The sequence below is a fragment of the Sphingomonas phyllosphaerae genome, assembly GCF_029623345.1.
Taxonomy (GTDB): domain Bacteria; phylum Pseudomonadota; class Alphaproteobacteria; order Sphingomonadales; family Sphingomonadaceae; genus Sphingomonas; species Sphingomonas phyllosphaerae_C.
On sequence record NZ_JAPYKH010000014.1, the window covers coordinates 52,986 to 68,390 of the forward strand.

A 15,405-nucleotide genomic window follows, 5' to 3' on the forward strand; every position below is an offset into this window, starting at 1 on the left:
CCGATGAAGTTGCTCAGCCATGCGCGCCAGGCCGCGCTGCCCTTCGCGATCCTGCTGCTCGTCGTCCTCATGGTGGTGCCGATCCCGGCCTTCATGCTCGACGTGTTCTTCATCATGAACATCACGATCAGCCTCGCGGTGCTGATGGTCGCGCTCAACGCCGAGAAGCCGCTCGACTTCTCGTCCTTCCCGACGGTGCTGCTGTTCGCGACCCTGTTCCGGCTCGGCCTCAACGTCGCGTCGACGCGCATCGTGCTGGTCCATGGCCATACCGGCTCGGCCGCGGCGGGGCATGTGATCGAGGCGTTCGGCTCGTTCGTGATCGGCGGCGACTATGTCGTCGGCCTGTTCGTCTTCGCGATCATCGTCATCATCAACCTGATCGTGGTCACCAAGGGCGCCGGCCGCGTCTCCGAAGTGTCGGCGCGCTTCACGCTCGACGCGTTGCCCGGCAAGCAGATGGCGATCGACGCCGACCTCAACGCCGGCCTGATCACTCCCGACGACGCCAAGAAGCGCCGCGTCGAGGTCGCCACCGAGGCCGACTTCTACGGCTCGATGGACGGTTCGTCCAAGTTCGTGAAGGGCGACGCGGTCGCCGGCCTGCTGATCCTTGCCGCCAACATCGTCGGCGGGCTGATCCTCGGCCCGGTCAGCCACGGGCTGACCATCGCCAAGGCGGCGCAGGCGTACACGATGCTGGCGATCGGTGACGCGCTGGTGGCGCAGGTGCCCGCGCTGCTGCTGTCGATCGCCGCCGCCTCGATCGTCACCCGAGTCAGCTCGGACAAGGACCTCGCCGGCCAGATCGGCGGCCAGTTCGGCTCGGCGCGCACCTGGGCGCCGGTGGCGGTGATCCTGACGCTGCTGGGGCTGCTGCCCGGCATGCCGCACTTCGTCATCCTGCCGCTCGCCGCCCTCGCCGGCTTCGCCGCGTGGAAGCTGCACCAGATCGCCAAGCGCCCCAAGTTCGTCGAGGCTCCCGCCGCGGTCGAGCAGCCCGATCCGTCCAAGATCGGCTGGGACGAAGTGACCGAGGCGATGATGGTCAACCTCGACGTCGGCTACGGCCTGGTGCCGCTGGTCGACGAGCGCCGCGGCGCGCCGCTGATGAGCCGCCTCACCGGCGTGCGCCGCCAGCTGAGCAAGGAGCTGGGCTTCGTCGTGCCGCAGGTGCGCGTGCGCGACGACATCAACCTGGCGCCCTACACCTATCGCGTGATGCTGGGCGGCGTGTGCGTCGGCGAGGACCAGGTCTCGCCCGACGAGATGCTGGCGCTCGACACCGGCCAGGGCTTCGGCGAGCTGATCGGCAAGAAGGCCAAGGACCCGACCTTCGGGCTCGACGCGACCTGGATCTCGCCGGGCGACGCCGATGCCGCGACCGGCCAGGGCTATCTGGTCGTCGACGCCGGCACCGTCATGGCGACCCACCTCAATCACGCGCTCGGCGCCAATGCCGCCGACCTGCTCGGTGCCGACGAGGTGCAGTCGCTGCTCGACGGGCTCAAGGAGCGCGCGCCGCAGCTGGCCGCCGCCCTCGCCCCGCTGCCGCAGACCGCCCTGGTGGCGGTGCTCAAGGGGCTGCTGTCCGAGGGCATCCAGCTGCGCGAGTTCCGCCGCATCGCCGCCGCCATCTCGATGGCCGCGCAGAAGACGCACGACCCGGTCGAGCTGATCGAGCTGATCCGCCCCGAGCTCGGCCCGCTGATCATCGCCAAGCTGGCCGGTGTGCGCGAGCCGCTGCGCGTCATGACGCTGGAGGGCGGGCTGGAGCAATTGCTCGGCCAGGGGCTGCGCAGCGATCCCAGCCGCCAGGTGATCGAGCCCGAGCTCGGCCGCCGTATCGTCGACGCGCTCCAGGATGCGGCGCAGCCGCTGATGGCGGAGGCCAAGCCGTTCGCGCTCGTCGTGCAGCCCGCGATCCGAGTCGCGGTCCGCAAACTCATCCGCACCGTTCTTCCGGATACCCCTGTCATGAGCTTCTTCGAAGTGCCCGAGGACAAGGCCGTCGAGGTCGTTGCGATCATCGGCGGCCAGCACCAGCCGCAGGCGCTGGCGGCATGAGCGCCGAGCCGATGCGCGGCGCCTTCGCCGCCGCCCAACCCGCAACTGCCGCCGCCCCCGCAGCCATGACAGCGCCGCTGACCTACTCGCGCCCGCGCAAGCGCGACGAGAACGCGCTGGTGCAGCAGCATCTGCCGCTCGTCCGCCGGCTGGCGTGGCACGTCCACGGCTCGGTCTCGACCGCGATCGAGGTAGAGGATCTGGTCCAGGTCGGGTTGGTCGCCTTGGTCGAGGCGGTCACCGCCTTCGAGGACCGCGGCCAGGTGACGCTCAAGCAATATCTCGTGACGCGGCTGCGCGGCGCGATGATCGACGAGCTGCGCCGCCACGCCGCGATGACGCGCGGCGCGATCCGCCGCAAGCGCGAGTACGCCCGCGCGGTCAACCAGCTCAGCCACGAATTCGGCCGAGCCCCGAGCGACCGCGAGCTCGCCGCCAGGCTCGAGGTGACGCCCGAGAAGCTGCGCACCGACTATGCCGCCGCCGAGGCGGTGCGCTACGAGTCGATCGACGAGGTCTATGCTGACGACCAGCCGTGGTTCGCCAGCGACACGCCCGACGCGTTCGAGCAGCTGTCCGAGGCGCAGACGCGCGACCGGCTGATCGCCGCGATTGCCTCCTTGCCCGAGCGCGAGCAAATGGTGATCCAGCTCTATCACGTCGAGGAACTCAACCTCGAGGAGATCGGCCAGGTGCTCGGCGTTGGCGCCGCGCGCGTCTGCCAGATCAAATCGAGCGCACACGCGCGATTGAAGAAGGCGATGACGCGCGGCTGAGCCGGCGGATCGCGGCGCGGTCACGGGCGTTGCCCCGCGACCATGTTCGCGAGGAGTCGTCGATGACCGATCCACGCCAGCCCGACCCCGCCGCCGCGCCGCTCACCGAGCCGGAGCGCGACCGTGATGCTCCGGCCGATCCGAACGGCGACCAGCTCCCGGATGGCGAGCCCGATGACAATCCCGACGACCTCACGGTACAGGGCGGGGAGTGACAGGGCGCAAAGACGCCGGAGGGCCGCCGGCGCTGCTCTCGCGAAGGAATAGATCCCGGCTCACGGCCGGATGACGGAAGAGGCTCACATAGATACCCTTCTCCGCACGGCCAAAGGCGGATTGCGCCTCGGCATGGTATAGGGTGGAGCACATGGTGAGCTGGGGGCGCGGGTCACCGGGATAACGCTGACGACGCTTTTCCTGCCACTAGGCGCGCCGGCTTCCCCTCGCCGACGCGATCTACCCGTCCAGCTGCTGCACCGCCGCATTCCACTTGGCGACGTTGGCGCGCGCTTCCTGCACGAAGGCGGAGCGCTTGACGGCACCGAGGAACAGGTCGGCGAACCACTTGCCGGGATTGCGCAAGGGGCGCTCGAACTGGATCAGCAGCACCACCCGGGTGCCAGCGGTGTCGTTCCACACCTCGTGGCGGTAGGTGTCGTCGAACACCAGGGTCTCGCCCTCAGCCCAGCGCACGACGCGATCGTCCACGCGCATCCGCACGTCACCGTCGCGTGGCACGATCAGACCGAGATGGCAGGTGATCAGCCCTTTGGTGACGCCGCGATGGTCGGGGATGTGAGTCCCCGGCGCGAGGATCGAGAAGAAGGCCGAGTTGAGCCCCGGGATCTGCTCGATCACCTTCTGCGTGCGCGGGCAGCGCGCCAGATTGTCGTGGATGGGATAGCCGTAGCCGTAGAGGAAAAAGGAGCGCCACTTGTTGACCTCGGCGATGGCGCGATGATCGGGCGAAATCGTCGCCAGGCTGGGCGCCGCGTTGCCGAATAGCGCGACGGCGCGGGCCTCGTCGCGAATCACTTCCCAATGCTCGCGCAGCAGCGCGGTCCAGGCGAAGTCGCGCACGTCGAGCACGGGATCGTTTGGTACCAGCGACGAACCCGCGATCAGCCGGTCGAACACGCCGCGCAGATGCTTGCCAAGGCGGATCAGCAGAGGGCGGTTGGCGTCGGCCACCATCGCCGCGCCGGATACGGGCGCCCCCGAGATCACGTTGAGATCGGGCACCAGCACCGCATCGGCGGCATCGTCGCTGTCCTGCCACATCCGCGCCTGTGCCAACCGGCTGTCGTGCTTCATCAAACCGTCCTCGTCGCGGTCGCGCACGGGCAACCGCTTGTCCTTCACGCAAAAGCTAAACCCGCATCAAGACGAAAACGTGGCATTCGCTTGGCAAAGGCTTGCTCGGGCACGGGAAAGGATCGTTTCACTGGCGTGAGTTGCCGCCAGCTCGCGGCCGCCCTACAAGCGAGGTTATGAAGTCGTATGCGCGCGTGCTCGCGAAGCCGCTCGTCGCCCTCCTGCTCGTCTCCGTGTCGCTGCCGCTGCCTGCGCAGCAGCGCGCGCGCCGGGCACCGGCGGCTCCCGCCACGCCCGCCGCGGCGCCCGCGCCGGCTGTCCGCGTCGACACCTCGCCGTGGCTGTTCAAGGGATCGGACATTCCGCCCGATCCGGAGTGGCATTTCGGTGCGCTGCCGACCGGGCTGCGCTATGCGGTGCGCAAGAACGGCGTGCCGCCGGGCCAGGTGGCGGTGCGCGTGCGGATCGACGCGGGCTCGCTGTACGAGAGCGACGCCGAGCAGGGCTTCGCGCACCTGATCGAGCATCTGTCGTTCCGCGGCTCCCGCTACGTGCCGGACGGCGAGGCCAAGCGGGTGTGGCAGCGCTTCGGCGCCACCTTCGGCTCGGACTCGAACGCTTCCACCACGCCGACGCAGACGGTCTACAAGCTCGACCTGCCCGGTGCGACCGACGTCAAGCTCGACGAGAGCCTCAAGATCTTCGCCGGCATGATGGCCGAGCCCGCGATCACCGACGCGGGCCTCGCCGCCGAGCGCCCCGCGGTGCTGGCCGAACAGCGCGAGGCGCCGGGCGCGCAGGTGCGTTACGGCGACGCGATCCGTCAGACCTTCTTCGCCGGCCAGCCGCTCGCCGAGCGCTCGCCGATCGGCACGATCAAGACGCTGGAGGCGGCCACGCCGGCGACGGTGCAGGCGTTCCACAACAAATGGTACCGCCCCGCGCGCGCGGTGGTGATCATCTCGGGCGACATCGACCCCGACGTCGCCGCCAAGCTGGTGGTGAAGAATTTCGGCAGCTGGACCGGCAAGGGCGCGGACCCCGCCGACCCTGATTTTGGCAAGCCGGACCCCAAGGCGCCCGCGACCAAGACGATTGCCGAGCCCTCGCTGCCGCCAGTGGTCGCCACCGCGACGCTGCGGCCGTGGGAGTATCGCGACGACACGATCATCTTCAACCAGAAGCGGCTCGTCGACTTCCTCGCGATCCGGCTGATCAACCGCCGGCTCGAATCGCGCGCGCGCGCAGGGGGCAGCTTCCTCCAGGCCTCGGTCAGCCTCGACGATGTGTCGCGCTCGGCCAACGGCACCTTCACCAACGTCATACCGATCGGCGACGACTGGGAAGCCGCGCTCAAGGACGTGCGCGCAGTGGTGGCGGACGCGATGGCGACGCCGCCGACCCAGGCCGAGGTCGACCGCGAGCTCGCCGAGTTCGACGCCGCGATGAAGAACGACGTCGACACCGCGCGCGTCGAGGCCGGTGCGAAGCAGGCCGACGACATGGTCAACGCGCTCGACATCCGCGAAACGGTGGCGGGGCCGAAGACCAGCTACGACATCCTGCAGGAGGCGCGCACCAAGGGGATGTTCACGCCCGCGGCGATGATCGAGTCGACCAACCGGCTGTTCAAGGGCGATGTCCAGCGCGCGTTGCTCAACACGCGCGCGCCCGACGCCAGCGCCGCAACCAAGCTGGCCGCGGCGCTCACCGCCGACGTCTCGAAGCTGGCGGGCAAGCGCGCCGAACAGCGCTCGGTCGACTTCTCTAAGGTGCCCAAGCTCGGCACGCCCGGCCAGGCGACCGCACGCACCACGGTGGGCGATCCGCCGATGGAGCAGGTGACCTTCGCCAACGGCGTCCGCGCTTTGATCTACGCCAACCCGTCCGAGACCGGACGCGTCTACCTGCGCGTGCGCTTCGGGCGCGGCTATCAGGCGCTGCCCGGCGACCGGCCGACCCCGGCCTGGGCGGGCGAGACCGCGCTGATCGCTAGCGGCATCGGCGGGCTCGACCAGGGCGCGCTCGATTCGCTCACCACCGGGCGCCGCATGGGGCTCGACTTCGACATCGGCGACGACGCCTTCCTGCTGGGTGCGCAGACGACACCGAGCGACTATGCCGACAATCTCACGCTGATGGCGGCCAAGCTCGCCGCGCCACGCTGGGACGCGGCGCCGGTGGCGCGCGCGCGCGCGGCGATGCTGACGGGCTATGCCGGGCTCAACTCCTCGCCCGACGGCGTACTGGCGCGCGACCTCGAGGGGCTGCTGCGCGACGGCGACCCGCGCTGGGGCATGCCGACACTGGCACAGATCCAGGCGCTCAACGCGCGTGACTTCAAGAAGCTGTGGCAGCCACTGCTGGCGACCGGGCCGATCGAGGTGGACGTATTCGGCGACGTCAAGGCCGACGAGGCGATCGCCGCCATCGCCAAGAGCTTCGGCGCGCTCAAGCCGCGCCGCGCCGACGAGGGGACGGGGGCGCCGGTACGCTTCCCCGCGCACAACGCGACCCCGGTGATGCGCACCCACGACGGCGACGACAACCAGGCCGCGGCGTTGATAGCCTGGCCGACTGGCGGCGGCTCGGCCGATCATGCCGAGCAGCGCCGGCTCGACGTGCTCGCCGCGGTGTTCGCGGACCGGCTGTTCGACCGGCTGCGCTCGGTGGCGGGGGCGAGCTATTCGCCGACCGCGCAGAGCCAGTGGCCGGTGGGGCTGCCCGGCGGCGGGCGGCTGATCGCGGTGGGCAAGGTAGCGCCCGACAAGGTGCCCTTGTTCTTCCAGCTGTCGCGCCAGATCGCGGCCGAGCTGGTGTCGACCAAGATCAGCGCCGACGAGCTGCGCCGCACGATCGTGCCGATGCTGCAATATATGGCGCGCGCCTCGTCGGGGAACCAGTTCTGGCTGATCCAGACCTCGGGCGGCACCTTCGACTCCAAGCGGATCGAGGCGAGCCAGAGCCTGATCGGGGACATGACCGGCATCACCCCCGAGGCACTCCAGGCCAGCGCGGCCAAGTACCTGCGGCCCGACAAGGACTGGACGATGGCGGTGGTGCCCAAGGCGGCCGCGGGTGGAACGAAGGCCGCCTCCGCCGCCGGGGCGGCGGCGGCCAAGTAGCGAGTCCTTACCCTTCGGCGTTCCCCGACTCGTATCGGGGAACGCTTCGCCTGAGCGTCAGGCCGGACGCGCACGGACACCATCTGGGGATAGCGCGCCACGCGGGGGATCACTCGATCAACTCGCAATCGTCGGCACGGCCGCGGGCCTTGGTGTGCGCCAAGGCCCGGACGGTTGCCCCGCTACCAGCGGCGTCGTAGAGCCACGCGCATGACGACGATCCGCGAAGCCGACCTGATCGAGAGCGTGGCCGACGCGCTCCAGTTCATCAGTTACTATCACCCGATGGATTACATCCGCGCGCTGGGCGAGGCCTATGCCGCGGAGCAAAGCCCCGCCGCCAAGGATGCGATGGCGCAGATCCTCACCAACAGCCGGATGTGCGCCGAGGGCCACCGCCCGATCTGCCAGGACACCGGGATTGTCACTGTCTTCGTCAAATGGGGGCAGGACTGCCGGCTGGAGAGCGAGTGCTCGCTCCAGGAAGTCGTCGACGAGGGCGTACGCCGCGCCTACCTCCACCCCGAGAACAAGCTGCGCGCCTCGATCCTGGCCGACCCGGCCTTCACCCGCCGCAACACGCGCGACAACACGCCGAGCGTGCTCCACGTCGAGATGGTGCCGGGGGACAAGGTGCACATCGACGTCGCCGCCAAGGGCGGCGGCAGCGAGAACAAGTCCAAGTTCAAGATGATGAACCCGAGCGACTCGATCGTTGACTGGGTGCTGGAGATGCTGCCCCAGATGGGCGCGGGCTGGTGCCCACCGGGGATGCTCGGCATCGGCATCGGCGGCTCCGCGGAGAAGGCGATGGTGCTCGCCAAGGAATCGCTGATGGGCCAGATCGACATGGCCCAGCTCAAGGCGCGCGGGCCGAAGAACGACCTGGAGGCGCTGCGCATTGAGCTGTTCGACAAGGTCAACGCGCTCGGTATCGGCGCGCAGGGGCTGGGCGGCCTCTCGACCATCCTCGACGTCAAGATTCTCGACTGGCCGACCCACGCCGCGTCCAAGCCGGTGGCGATGATCCCGAATTGCGCTGCGACGCGCCACGCGCATTTCACGCTCGACGGCTCGGGCCCGGTGTACCTGGAGGCGCCGAAGCTTTCCGACTGGCCGCAGGTCGACTGGCAGCCCGATAGCGCCGCGATCCGCGTCGACCTCGACACGCTGACCCCCGAGGTGGTGCAGACGTGGAAGCACGGCGACCGGCTGCTGCTCAACGGCAAGATGCTCACCGGCCGCGACGCCGCGCACAAGCGCATCGCCGACATGCTGGCGAAGGGCGAGCCCCTGCCGGTCGAGTTCAAGGGCCGCGTGATCTATTATGTCGGGCCGGTCGACCCGGTCGGCGAGGAAGTGGTCGGGCCGGCGGGGCCGACCACGGCGACGCGGATGGACAAGTTCACGCGCATGATGCTCGATCAGGGGCTGCTCGCGATGGTCGGCAAGGCCGAGCGCGGCCCGGCCGCGACCGAGGCGATCCGCGATCACAAATCGGCCTATCTGATGGCCGTCGGCGGCGCGGCCTATCTGGTCGCGCGCGCGATCAAGGGCAGCACGGTCGTCGGCTTCGCGGACCTCGGGATGGAGGCGATCTACGAGTTTGAGGTGAGCGACTTCCCCGTCACCGTCGCGGTCGACGCCGAGGGGCAGAACGTCCACCAGCTCGCGCCGCTGGTGTGGCGCGACAAGATCGCGCGTGAAGGATTGCTCCAGCCCGCGTGAGCGGGGCGGGCGCTACGGTCACAGTCCGCGCCGGTAGCTGATCTGCCGCTGCACACATCGTCCCGGCGGTCAGCCGGTATCCACCGAACCGCGCAGGCGTCAGGGGTTGCTCTCGCGGCATTGGCCCACAGACGAAAGCGACCCTTTCCGAGAGAGGGCGTGGGAGGCGGCGGCTGCGCATTGACGCAGGAGCACGCGTCCTGCGCGTAGAGCCCGAACTGGCGGTCCGCCTCTGATTGCAGCAGCGGGCGCACCCGCGCCGCGGGACGGATCGCCGGGCGGTCGAGCGCGTACAGGTCGATTCACCTGCGTCCCCAGGCCGAAGCGGCGAAGGGCGTCGTGTCAGAGGATAGCGTTCGTGTCACTGGGCCCCTGGCTGGCGCAGGAGCACGCTCGTGTGTCGAACGTGGCGTATGATGCAGTCGTCAGTCGCGGCGGAACAGCACCGCCTCGCCCGCCGCGGCGGCGACGCGCCAGCTCTCCGCCGTCAGCACGTCGCGGTGGCGCGGGTTGACGTACAGCAACCGCACGTTGCGCTCGGGCGGCAGCGCCGCCAGCCGGCGCGCCACCGCGCGGATGATCGCCTCCTCGAACGGGTTGAAGAGGTAGACGAGCAGGTCTCCCTCGGGGAGCGCGACCGCGGTGGCGTCGCCCAGCAGCGCGGTCGCGCGCGGGTCGCCGCGACGCGCGAGGTTGCGCGTCGCGACGGCATGCAGCTCGGCGGCGAACTCCACGCCGGTGATGGCGCGGAACGGATAGTCGCAAGCGAGCAGCAGCGCGCGCCCCTTCCCCGAGCCGAGGTCGAGGAAATGGAAACGCGACAGGTCGCCGTCGATCAGCGCCACCGCCGCCGCGAACACGTCAGGATCGGTGGCAACATGGTCGATGCCGTAGCGCGCGTTGGGGCTGTCGATCGCGAGCGTGTAGAGCCGCTGGACGCCCCCGGTGTCGCTGTCGTGCGTCAAATCGAAGGCGGCGTCACGCGCGGCCTTGGCGGCGAGATAGTCACCGAGCCCGCGATCGGGACGCGCGCGCCGCAGCAGCCGCCGCGCCGCTTCGAGCGGCCCCTCGTCGGCGACGATCGCGCTAAGGCGCCGCGCCGCTTGGCCGATCCGTGCGAACCTGCCCAACTTCGCCCCCCCCTCACTTACGCCAGATATGAGAAGAGGTTGCCGGACCCCGCCGAAGCGGCGCCCGACAACCCCTAAACATGGTCAGCGGCCGGAGAGCTCCAGCCCGGGAGACCATGCAGGCCTCCGACAGAATGACCTACCTCGCTGTCTGGGAGAGGATACCCCCCGAGGCAGACCGTACCGTCAGAAGCGCGTCCCCCGAACGAACTGAACCGACCCCATTGCTGAACCATGAGACATCGGATCACCTCCTTTCGCTGGTTGATAACGAGCGCGGCTCTCGCGAGCCGCACGATCAATGTGAGCCGCGCGCGACTCGGATACAAGTCTTGTCTTGCGGGGCGGAATGTACGATTCTCGCACGCTCGATTTGCACCATCGCCTGCCCCTTGCTCGCGACCAAGAGGATGGCCTGGTGCCGGCGTCGCACAGGATCATCCGTCATCCCGGGCTTGACCCGCAATCCATCGTGCCGCGGATGCTCAGATCGTTGCTCTCGTAGCTTGATCCCGGTGCGGAGCCGCGATGACGGGTATGGACGGCGCGGCACCTCCTCCCGCCGGCTGCGGGCGACAACCCTGACGGCGGGGAAGAAGGCGATTCAGCCTCTCACCCGCGGCAATCCTCGATCACGCGCGCCAGCTCGGCCCAGGGTGGGAGCACCAGCGGCGCGCTGCCCGGCTGCTCCAGCGTGAAGCGGCCGCGGCTGAACACCATCGCATCAAGCAGCCGGTCGCTTGCCGCGAGAGACACCGCCGCGCCGCCCGCCACCGCGGTGGTGGGCAACGTGCGCGTCGTCGCGCTGGTGCGCACCGTGAAGGGCGCGGCGACGCCGCCGATCCGGGTCAGCGTGACCGCGCGCGCGGCGCGGTCGCAGCGCGCGGTGGCGACTGCCGTCGCGCCGGTGCCGAAGCTGGCGACCGTGCCGGCAGCTTCGCGTGCGTAGCGCCACGTCCCCGGTGTGCGCTGCCAATCCTGCCAGTCCGCGGCGAGCGGTGCGGGCGCGGGCGCCGAGGGGACGGGCACGGGCGCGGGAGCCGGAGTCGGGGCGGGCGGCGGCGGGGTCACCTGCGGCACGCAGCCGGCAGCGAGCACCAGCGCAGCGGTGAGCGGCGCGAGGCGCGCGCGGGAGGGAATGTATCGAGCCACGACCGGGGCCTATGCCGGAAGCCGCGGGCGCGCTCAACCGCGCGCGGAACCGCGGCGCGGACGGGCGGTTCTCGACTGATAACGTTTGTTGATGGAGTCACCGATGGCCGACGACGCGCCCACCCAGATCCTCGTCCAGTCGAACCTGGGGGAGACGATGAAGGTGGACAGCCGTGACGGCGACCATCTCGGCGCGGTCCACGCCTTCATGGTGCACAAGGGTTCGGGGCGGGCGACCCACGCGGTGCTCAGCCTCGGCGGCTTCCTCGGCATGGGCAAGAGCTTCTACCCTTTGCCGTTCGCGCTGCTGCAGTTCGATCCGGTGCGCGACCGCTATGTGGTGACGATCGACCGCCGTCTGCTCGAGGGCGGGCCGAGCTGGGCCAATAACGCGCCTGTGTTCGACCAGGCCTACGCCGATCGTGTCGCCAGTTACTATCAGGTGCGCGGCGAGAATCTCGCCGCCGAGTGAGGAGAGATGCAATGGGCGAGCATGAGCGCGACGACGCCATGGAAGAGACCGTCGAGGAACTGCTGACCGACCCGGACGCACCGGAGCATGGCAGGCATCCGCGGCCGCCGCAGACGATCGATGCCGAGCCGAGCGGGGAGCAGCGCTGAGGATTAGCGCGTCCCAGCCCGTGCTTCTGCGAAGACAGGAGCCAAGGCTAGGCGCCTGCTTGCAAGGCTTCACGAACGTAAGCGGAGCGATCGCCACACCGCGCACACGCGAAAGGAGCCGCCGGCGCAAGGCCCGCGGCTCCCGCGATCAGCCGGCGGCGGGGCGGCCCAGCCACCCCGCGACGCTTACTTGATCTTGGCTTCCTTGAACGCGACGTGCTTGCGCACGACGGGATCGTACTTGTTGAAGCTCAGCTTCTCGGTCTTGGTGCGCGGATTCTTCTTGGTGACGTAGAAGAAGCCGGTGTCAGCCGAGCTGACGAGCTTGATCTTGACGGTGGTCGGCTTGGCCATGACCGGTTCCTAAGCGAATGAAACAACAAAGCGGCGAAGCTCGCCTCGCCGCGTCAGACGCGGGCGCTTGGCGCAAGTGACGCGCGGAGTCAAGCGCGGGGCGGCATTAAGCACCAGGTAAGGGACGTGGGCGCAGGGTAAGCGGATCGGGACTCACCCGACCAGGATCACGCGCATGGACGACATGGATATCCTCGCGATCAAGGCGCATCTGGCACGACGCGTCGCCGCGATCGACTGGCGCGCCGGGCCGGCGCGGCTCGCGCCCGAGCTGGAGGGAATCCGGATTGCCGCCGAGCAGCACCAGCTGCTGCCGGTGGTGACGGTGGTCCAGTCGCTCGGCTGCGCGATCGGGCGCGGCGAGCGCGGCGTGCTCGTACACGACTGGCTCGGCCTGCTCGGCGAGGCGGTGGCGAGCGGTGCGCAGGACGAGGCGACGTCGCGCGCCTTCGCCGCGGCCTGCGCGGTGCGGCTGGCGGCGTAAGGCGCAGGCAGGCTTATCTCCTCCTAAGTCCTCCCCGCGCGGCGGGGAGGGGGACCGCGCCCGCAGGGCGTTGTGGAGGGGGCTCTCCACCCAGCGCAGCGTTTGCGGACACTCCCCTCCACCACGCCGCTGCGCGGCGCGTGCGGGCTTTGGCTTGCTCCCCGGCAGGCCAAGATCGTGTCCGGCGGACACGATCTCGCCCCCCAAGCCCCCTTCCCGTGCCGGAGAGGATCTAGTGACGCCTTGACCGGACCCAATCGCGCCCCACACCGTTTCGCTCTGGATCAGTCAAACGACGGAGCCGATCGTGGCCGACACCAACCCAGCCCTCGACACCCCCACCGACCTGCAACGCAACGACACGCGCAGCGTCGCCGACGCGCTCAACGCCGCGCTCGCCGACAGCTATGCGCTGTATCTCAAGACCAAGAACTTCCACTGGCACGTCTCGGGGCCGCACTTCCGCGACTATCATTTGCTGCTCGACGACCAGGCAGCGCAGATCCTCGGCGCCACCGATGCGATCGCCGAGCGCGTGCGCAAGACCGGCAACACCACGCTGCGTTCGATCGGCGACATTGCGCGACACCAGTCAATCCGCGACAATGACGCCGATTTCGTTGCGCCCGAGCAGATGCTGGCCGAGCTGCGCGACGACAATCTCACGCTGGTCCAGCGCTTCCGCGACGTGAAGGACGCCGCCGAGGCGGCCAAGGACAATGCCACCAGCGGCATCGTCGACGATTGGACCGACGAGGCGGAAGAGCGCGCCTGGTTCCTGTTCGAGGCCAGCCGCAAGGCCTGACCACGCCAGCCGCAGAAGGAGCCGAGCGATGCTGAAATGGGCCGTAATCTTCCTCGTCGTCGGGCTGGTGCTGGGTGCGCTCGGCTTCGGCGGCATCGGCGGCGCCTTTGTCGGGATCGCCAAGATCCTGTTCTTCATCGCGCTGGCGCTGTTCCTGATCTTCCTCGCGCTCGGGGTCATGGCGGGCAAGAAGGTGAAGGACAGGCTCGACTGAGGCGCGAGGCGGGGGTCGCGCGTTAGCGTCGCATGCACGCCTTCGCCGCGCTCCTCGACTCGCTGATCTACACCCGCGGTCGCAACGCCAAGCTGAAGCTGATCGGCGATTATCTCCGCGCCACACCCGACCCCGATCGCGGCTGGGCGATGGCGGCGCTGACCGGCGATCTCGACCTGCCCGCGGTCAAGCCGGCGCTGATCCGCGCGCTGATCGAGTCGCGCGTCGACCCCGTGCTGTTCCGAATGAGCCGCGACTATGTCGGCGACACTGCGGAGACCGTCGCGCTGCTCTGGCCCGTGCCCGACGTGCCGCCCACCGACGTGACGCCGCTGACTGTCGGCGCGGTGGTCGACCAGTTGATGCACCTGTCGCGCTCGGACGCGCCCGCCGCGCTCGCGGGCATGCTCGACCGGCTCGACGCTGAGGAGCGGTTCGCGTTGCTTAAGCTCGCCACCGGCGCGCTGCGCGTCGGCGTGTCGGCGCGGCTGGCGAAACAGGCGCTGGCCGATGCCTTCGGCCTCGACGTCGAGGCGGTGGAGGAAGTGTGGCACGGGCTCGCACCGCCCTACCCCACATTGTTCGCGTGGGCCGAGGGCACCGGCGAGCAGCCGACCCCGGCGGACGTACCCGTGTTCCGCCCCTTCATGTTGGCGCATCCGCTCGAGGACATGCGCGTCGACCTCGCCGATTACGCCGCGGAGTGGAAGTGGGACGGCATTCGCGTCCAGCTCGTCCATGTCGCGGGCGCGACTCGGCTCTACAGCCGCACCGGTGACGACGTCACCGCCGCTTTCCCCGACGTGGCGGCGGCGTTCGCGACGAACGGCGTGGTCGACGGCGAGCTGATGGTGCGCGGCGACGCGCAAGGCGCGCGGCTCAGCGAGAGCGAGGGAGAGGGCGCGGGCAGCTTCAACGCGTTGCAGCAGCGGCTCGGGCGCAAGGTCGTCTCGGCCAAGATGTTGGAGGAGGCGCCCGCCTTCGTCCGGCTCTACGATATTCTGTTCGACGGCGACGAGGACCTGCGCACGCTGCCGTGGACCGAGCGGCGCCAGCGGCTGGAGGCGTACGCCGCGCGGCTCGACCCGACCCGCTTCGACGTCAGCAGCGTGATCGCGGCGGACGATTTCACCGCGCTGGAGGGGATCCGCGCCGGCGCGCGCGACGCCGCCATCGAAGGGGTGATGCTCAAGCGCCGCGACTCGCCTTACGTGGCAGGGCGCCGTGCCGGCCTGTGGTACAAGTGGAAGCGCGACCCGCTCACCGCCGATTGCGTGATGATGTACGCGCAACGCGGCAACGGCCGGCGTTCGAGCTGGTACAGCGACTATACCTTCGGCTGCTGGACCGACGACGGCGAGCTGCTCCCGGTGGGCAAGGCCTATCAGGGCATCACCGACCAGGAGATCACACAGCTCGACCGCTTCGTGCGCCAGCATACGCTCAACCGCTTCGGCCCCGTCCGCGAGGTGGAGAAGTCGTTGGTGCTGGAAGTGGCGTTCGACTCGATCCACGAGTCGAAGCGCCACAAATCCGGGCTGGCGATGCGCTTCCCGCGGATCGCACGAATCCGCACCGACAAGCCCGCCGCCGAGGCGGATACGCTGGCGGGGCTGCGCAAGCTGGTGACGTGAG

15 protein-coding genes are annotated in these 15,405 nt (G+C 69.5%); 11 read left to right on the top strand and 4 right to left on the bottom strand.

What is annotated here, in order from left to right:
• Positions 1-3: 3 nt before the first annotated feature.
• The 3 genes from flhA (at position 4) to QBJ89_RS13890 (ending at position 3,058) form a co-directional block, all read left to right on the top strand.
• On the top strand, positions 4-2,067 hold the full coding sequence (flhA, locus tag QBJ89_RS13880; RefSeq protein ID WP_277981070.1) for a flagellar biosynthesis protein FlhA: 2,064 nt from the start codon (positions 4-6) through the stop codon (positions 2,065-2,067).
• Positions 2,064-2,843, top strand: coding sequence for a sigma-70 family RNA polymerase sigma factor (locus QBJ89_RS13885; protein ID WP_277981071.1), 780 nt, complete (start codon positions 2,064-2,066; stop codon positions 2,841-2,843). Before flhA ends, QBJ89_RS13885 begins: the two co-directional genes overlap by 4 nt.
• A gap of 62 nt (positions 2,844-2,905) precedes the next feature.
• Positions 2,906-3,058, top strand: a complete 153-nt coding sequence (locus tag QBJ89_RS13890; protein WP_277981072.1) for a hypothetical protein — start codon at positions 2,906-2,908, stop codon at positions 3,056-3,058.
• Positions 3,059-3,299: 241 nt separating this feature from the next.
• Here the strand turns inward: QBJ89_RS13890 and QBJ89_RS13895 are convergent, their stop codons facing one another.
• Positions 3,300-4,157, bottom strand: coding sequence for an aspartyl/asparaginyl beta-hydroxylase domain-containing protein (locus QBJ89_RS13895; RefSeq protein WP_277981073.1), 858 nt, complete (start codon positions 4,155-4,157; stop codon positions 3,300-3,302).
• Positions 4,158-4,333: 176 nt separating this feature from the next.
• On the opposite strand from QBJ89_RS13895, the gene QBJ89_RS13900 reads away from it, so the two are divergent.
• Both QBJ89_RS13900 and QBJ89_RS13905 read left to right on the top strand, forming a co-directional pair.
• Positions 4,334-7,282 (top strand): M16 family metallopeptidase, encoded by a 2,949-nt coding sequence (locus tag QBJ89_RS13900; protein ID WP_277981074.1) that lies wholly within the window; start codon positions 4,334-4,336, stop codon positions 7,280-7,282.
• Between the two features lie 210 nt (positions 7,283-7,492).
• A complete protein-coding gene (locus QBJ89_RS13905; protein ID WP_277981075.1) occupies positions 7,493-9,010 on the top strand; it encodes a fumarate hydratase in 1,518 nt (505 codons plus the stop codon).
• A 425-nt stretch (positions 9,011-9,435) separates the two neighbouring features.
• On the opposite strand, the gene QBJ89_RS13910 is transcribed toward QBJ89_RS13905, so the two are convergent.
• Together QBJ89_RS13910 and QBJ89_RS13915 are read right to left on the bottom strand one after the other, a co-directional pair.
• On the bottom strand, positions 9,436-10,140 hold the full coding sequence (locus tag QBJ89_RS13910; RefSeq protein ID WP_277981076.1) for a class I SAM-dependent methyltransferase: 705 nt from the start codon (positions 10,138-10,140) through the stop codon (positions 9,436-9,438).
• A 612-nt stretch (positions 10,141-10,752) separates the two neighbouring features.
• A complete protein-coding gene (locus QBJ89_RS13915; RefSeq protein WP_277981077.1) occupies positions 10,753-11,292 on the bottom strand; it encodes a hypothetical protein in 540 nt (179 codons plus the stop codon).
• A 103-nt stretch (positions 11,293-11,395) separates the two neighbouring features.
• On the opposite strand from QBJ89_RS13915, the gene QBJ89_RS13920 reads away from it, so the two are divergent.
• Together QBJ89_RS13920 and QBJ89_RS13925 are read left to right on the top strand one after the other, a co-directional pair.
• Positions 11,396-11,764: a PRC-barrel domain-containing protein gene (locus tag QBJ89_RS13920; protein ID WP_277981078.1), complete on the top strand. Its 369-nt coding sequence runs from the start codon at positions 11,396-11,398 to the stop codon at positions 11,762-11,764.
• A gap of 11 nt (positions 11,765-11,775) precedes the next feature.
• On the top strand, positions 11,776-11,913 hold the full coding sequence (locus QBJ89_RS13925) for a hypothetical protein (RefSeq protein ID WP_277981079.1): 138 nt from the start codon (positions 11,776-11,778) through the stop codon (positions 11,911-11,913).
• A 186-nt stretch (positions 11,914-12,099) separates the two neighbouring features.
• Here the strand turns inward: QBJ89_RS13925 and rpmG are convergent, their stop codons facing one another.
• A complete protein-coding gene (rpmG, locus tag QBJ89_RS13930) occupies positions 12,100-12,267 on the bottom strand; it encodes a 50S ribosomal protein L33 (RefSeq protein WP_022687989.1) in 168 nt (55 codons plus the stop codon).
• A gap of 175 nt (positions 12,268-12,442) precedes the next feature.
• Here rpmG and QBJ89_RS13935 point away from each other — a divergent pair, with 175 nt between their 5' ends.
• The 4 genes from QBJ89_RS13935 (at position 12,443) to QBJ89_RS13950 (ending at position 15,404) form a co-directional block, all read left to right on the top strand.
• Positions 12,443-12,751, top strand: a complete 309-nt coding sequence (locus QBJ89_RS13935) for a hypothetical protein (RefSeq protein ID WP_277981080.1) — start codon at positions 12,443-12,445, stop codon at positions 12,749-12,751.
• Positions 12,752-13,058: 307 nt separating this feature from the next.
• Positions 13,059-13,556 (top strand): Dps family protein, encoded by a 498-nt coding sequence (locus QBJ89_RS13940; protein ID WP_277981081.1) that lies wholly within the window; start codon positions 13,059-13,061, stop codon positions 13,554-13,556.
• Positions 13,557-13,584: 28 nt separating this feature from the next.
• On the top strand, positions 13,585-13,770 hold the full coding sequence (locus QBJ89_RS13945; protein WP_277981082.1) for a DUF1328 family protein: 186 nt from the start codon (positions 13,585-13,587) through the stop codon (positions 13,768-13,770).
• Positions 13,771-13,802: 32 nt separating this feature from the next.
• Positions 13,803-15,404, top strand: coding sequence for a cisplatin damage response ATP-dependent DNA ligase (locus QBJ89_RS13950; protein ID WP_277981083.1), 1,602 nt, complete (start codon positions 13,803-13,805; stop codon positions 15,402-15,404).
• Position 15,405: the final 1 nt, after the last annotated feature.

Coding starts and splice junctions, on each gene's coding strand:
- flhA (WP_277981070.1), top strand. CDS start 4: ATGAAGTTGCTCAGCCATGCGCGCCAGGCCGCGCTGCCCTTCGCGATC.
- QBJ89_RS13885 (WP_277981071.1), top strand. CDS start 2,064: ATGAGCGCCGAGCCGATGCGCGGCGCCTTCGCCGCCGCCCAACCCGCA.
- QBJ89_RS13890 (WP_277981072.1), top strand. CDS start 2,906: ATGACCGATCCACGCCAGCCCGACCCCGCCGCCGCGCCGCTCACCGAG.
- QBJ89_RS13895 (WP_277981073.1), bottom strand. CDS start 4,157: ATGAAGCACGACAGCCGGTTGGCACAGGCGCGGATGTGGCAGGACAGC.
- QBJ89_RS13900 (WP_277981074.1), top strand. CDS start 4,334: ATGAAGTCGTATGCGCGCGTGCTCGCGAAGCCGCTCGTCGCCCTCCTG.
- QBJ89_RS13905 (WP_277981075.1), top strand. CDS start 7,493: ATGACGACGATCCGCGAAGCCGACCTGATCGAGAGCGTGGCCGACGCG.
- QBJ89_RS13920 (WP_277981078.1), top strand. CDS start 11,396: ATGGCCGACGACGCGCCCACCCAGATCCTCGTCCAGTCGAACCTGGGG.
- QBJ89_RS13925 (WP_277981079.1), top strand. CDS start 11,776: ATGGGCGAGCATGAGCGCGACGACGCCATGGAAGAGACCGTCGAGGAA.
- rpmG (WP_022687989.1), bottom strand. CDS start 12,267: ATGGCCAAGCCGACCACCGTCAAGATCAAGCTCGTCAGCTCGGCTGAC.
- QBJ89_RS13935 (WP_277981080.1), top strand. CDS start 12,443: ATGGACGACATGGATATCCTCGCGATCAAGGCGCATCTGGCACGACGC.
- QBJ89_RS13945 (WP_277981082.1), top strand. CDS start 13,585: ATGCTGAAATGGGCCGTAATCTTCCTCGTCGTCGGGCTGGTGCTGGGT.
- QBJ89_RS13950 (WP_277981083.1), top strand. CDS start 13,803: ATGCACGCCTTCGCCGCGCTCCTCGACTCGCTGATCTACACCCGCGGT.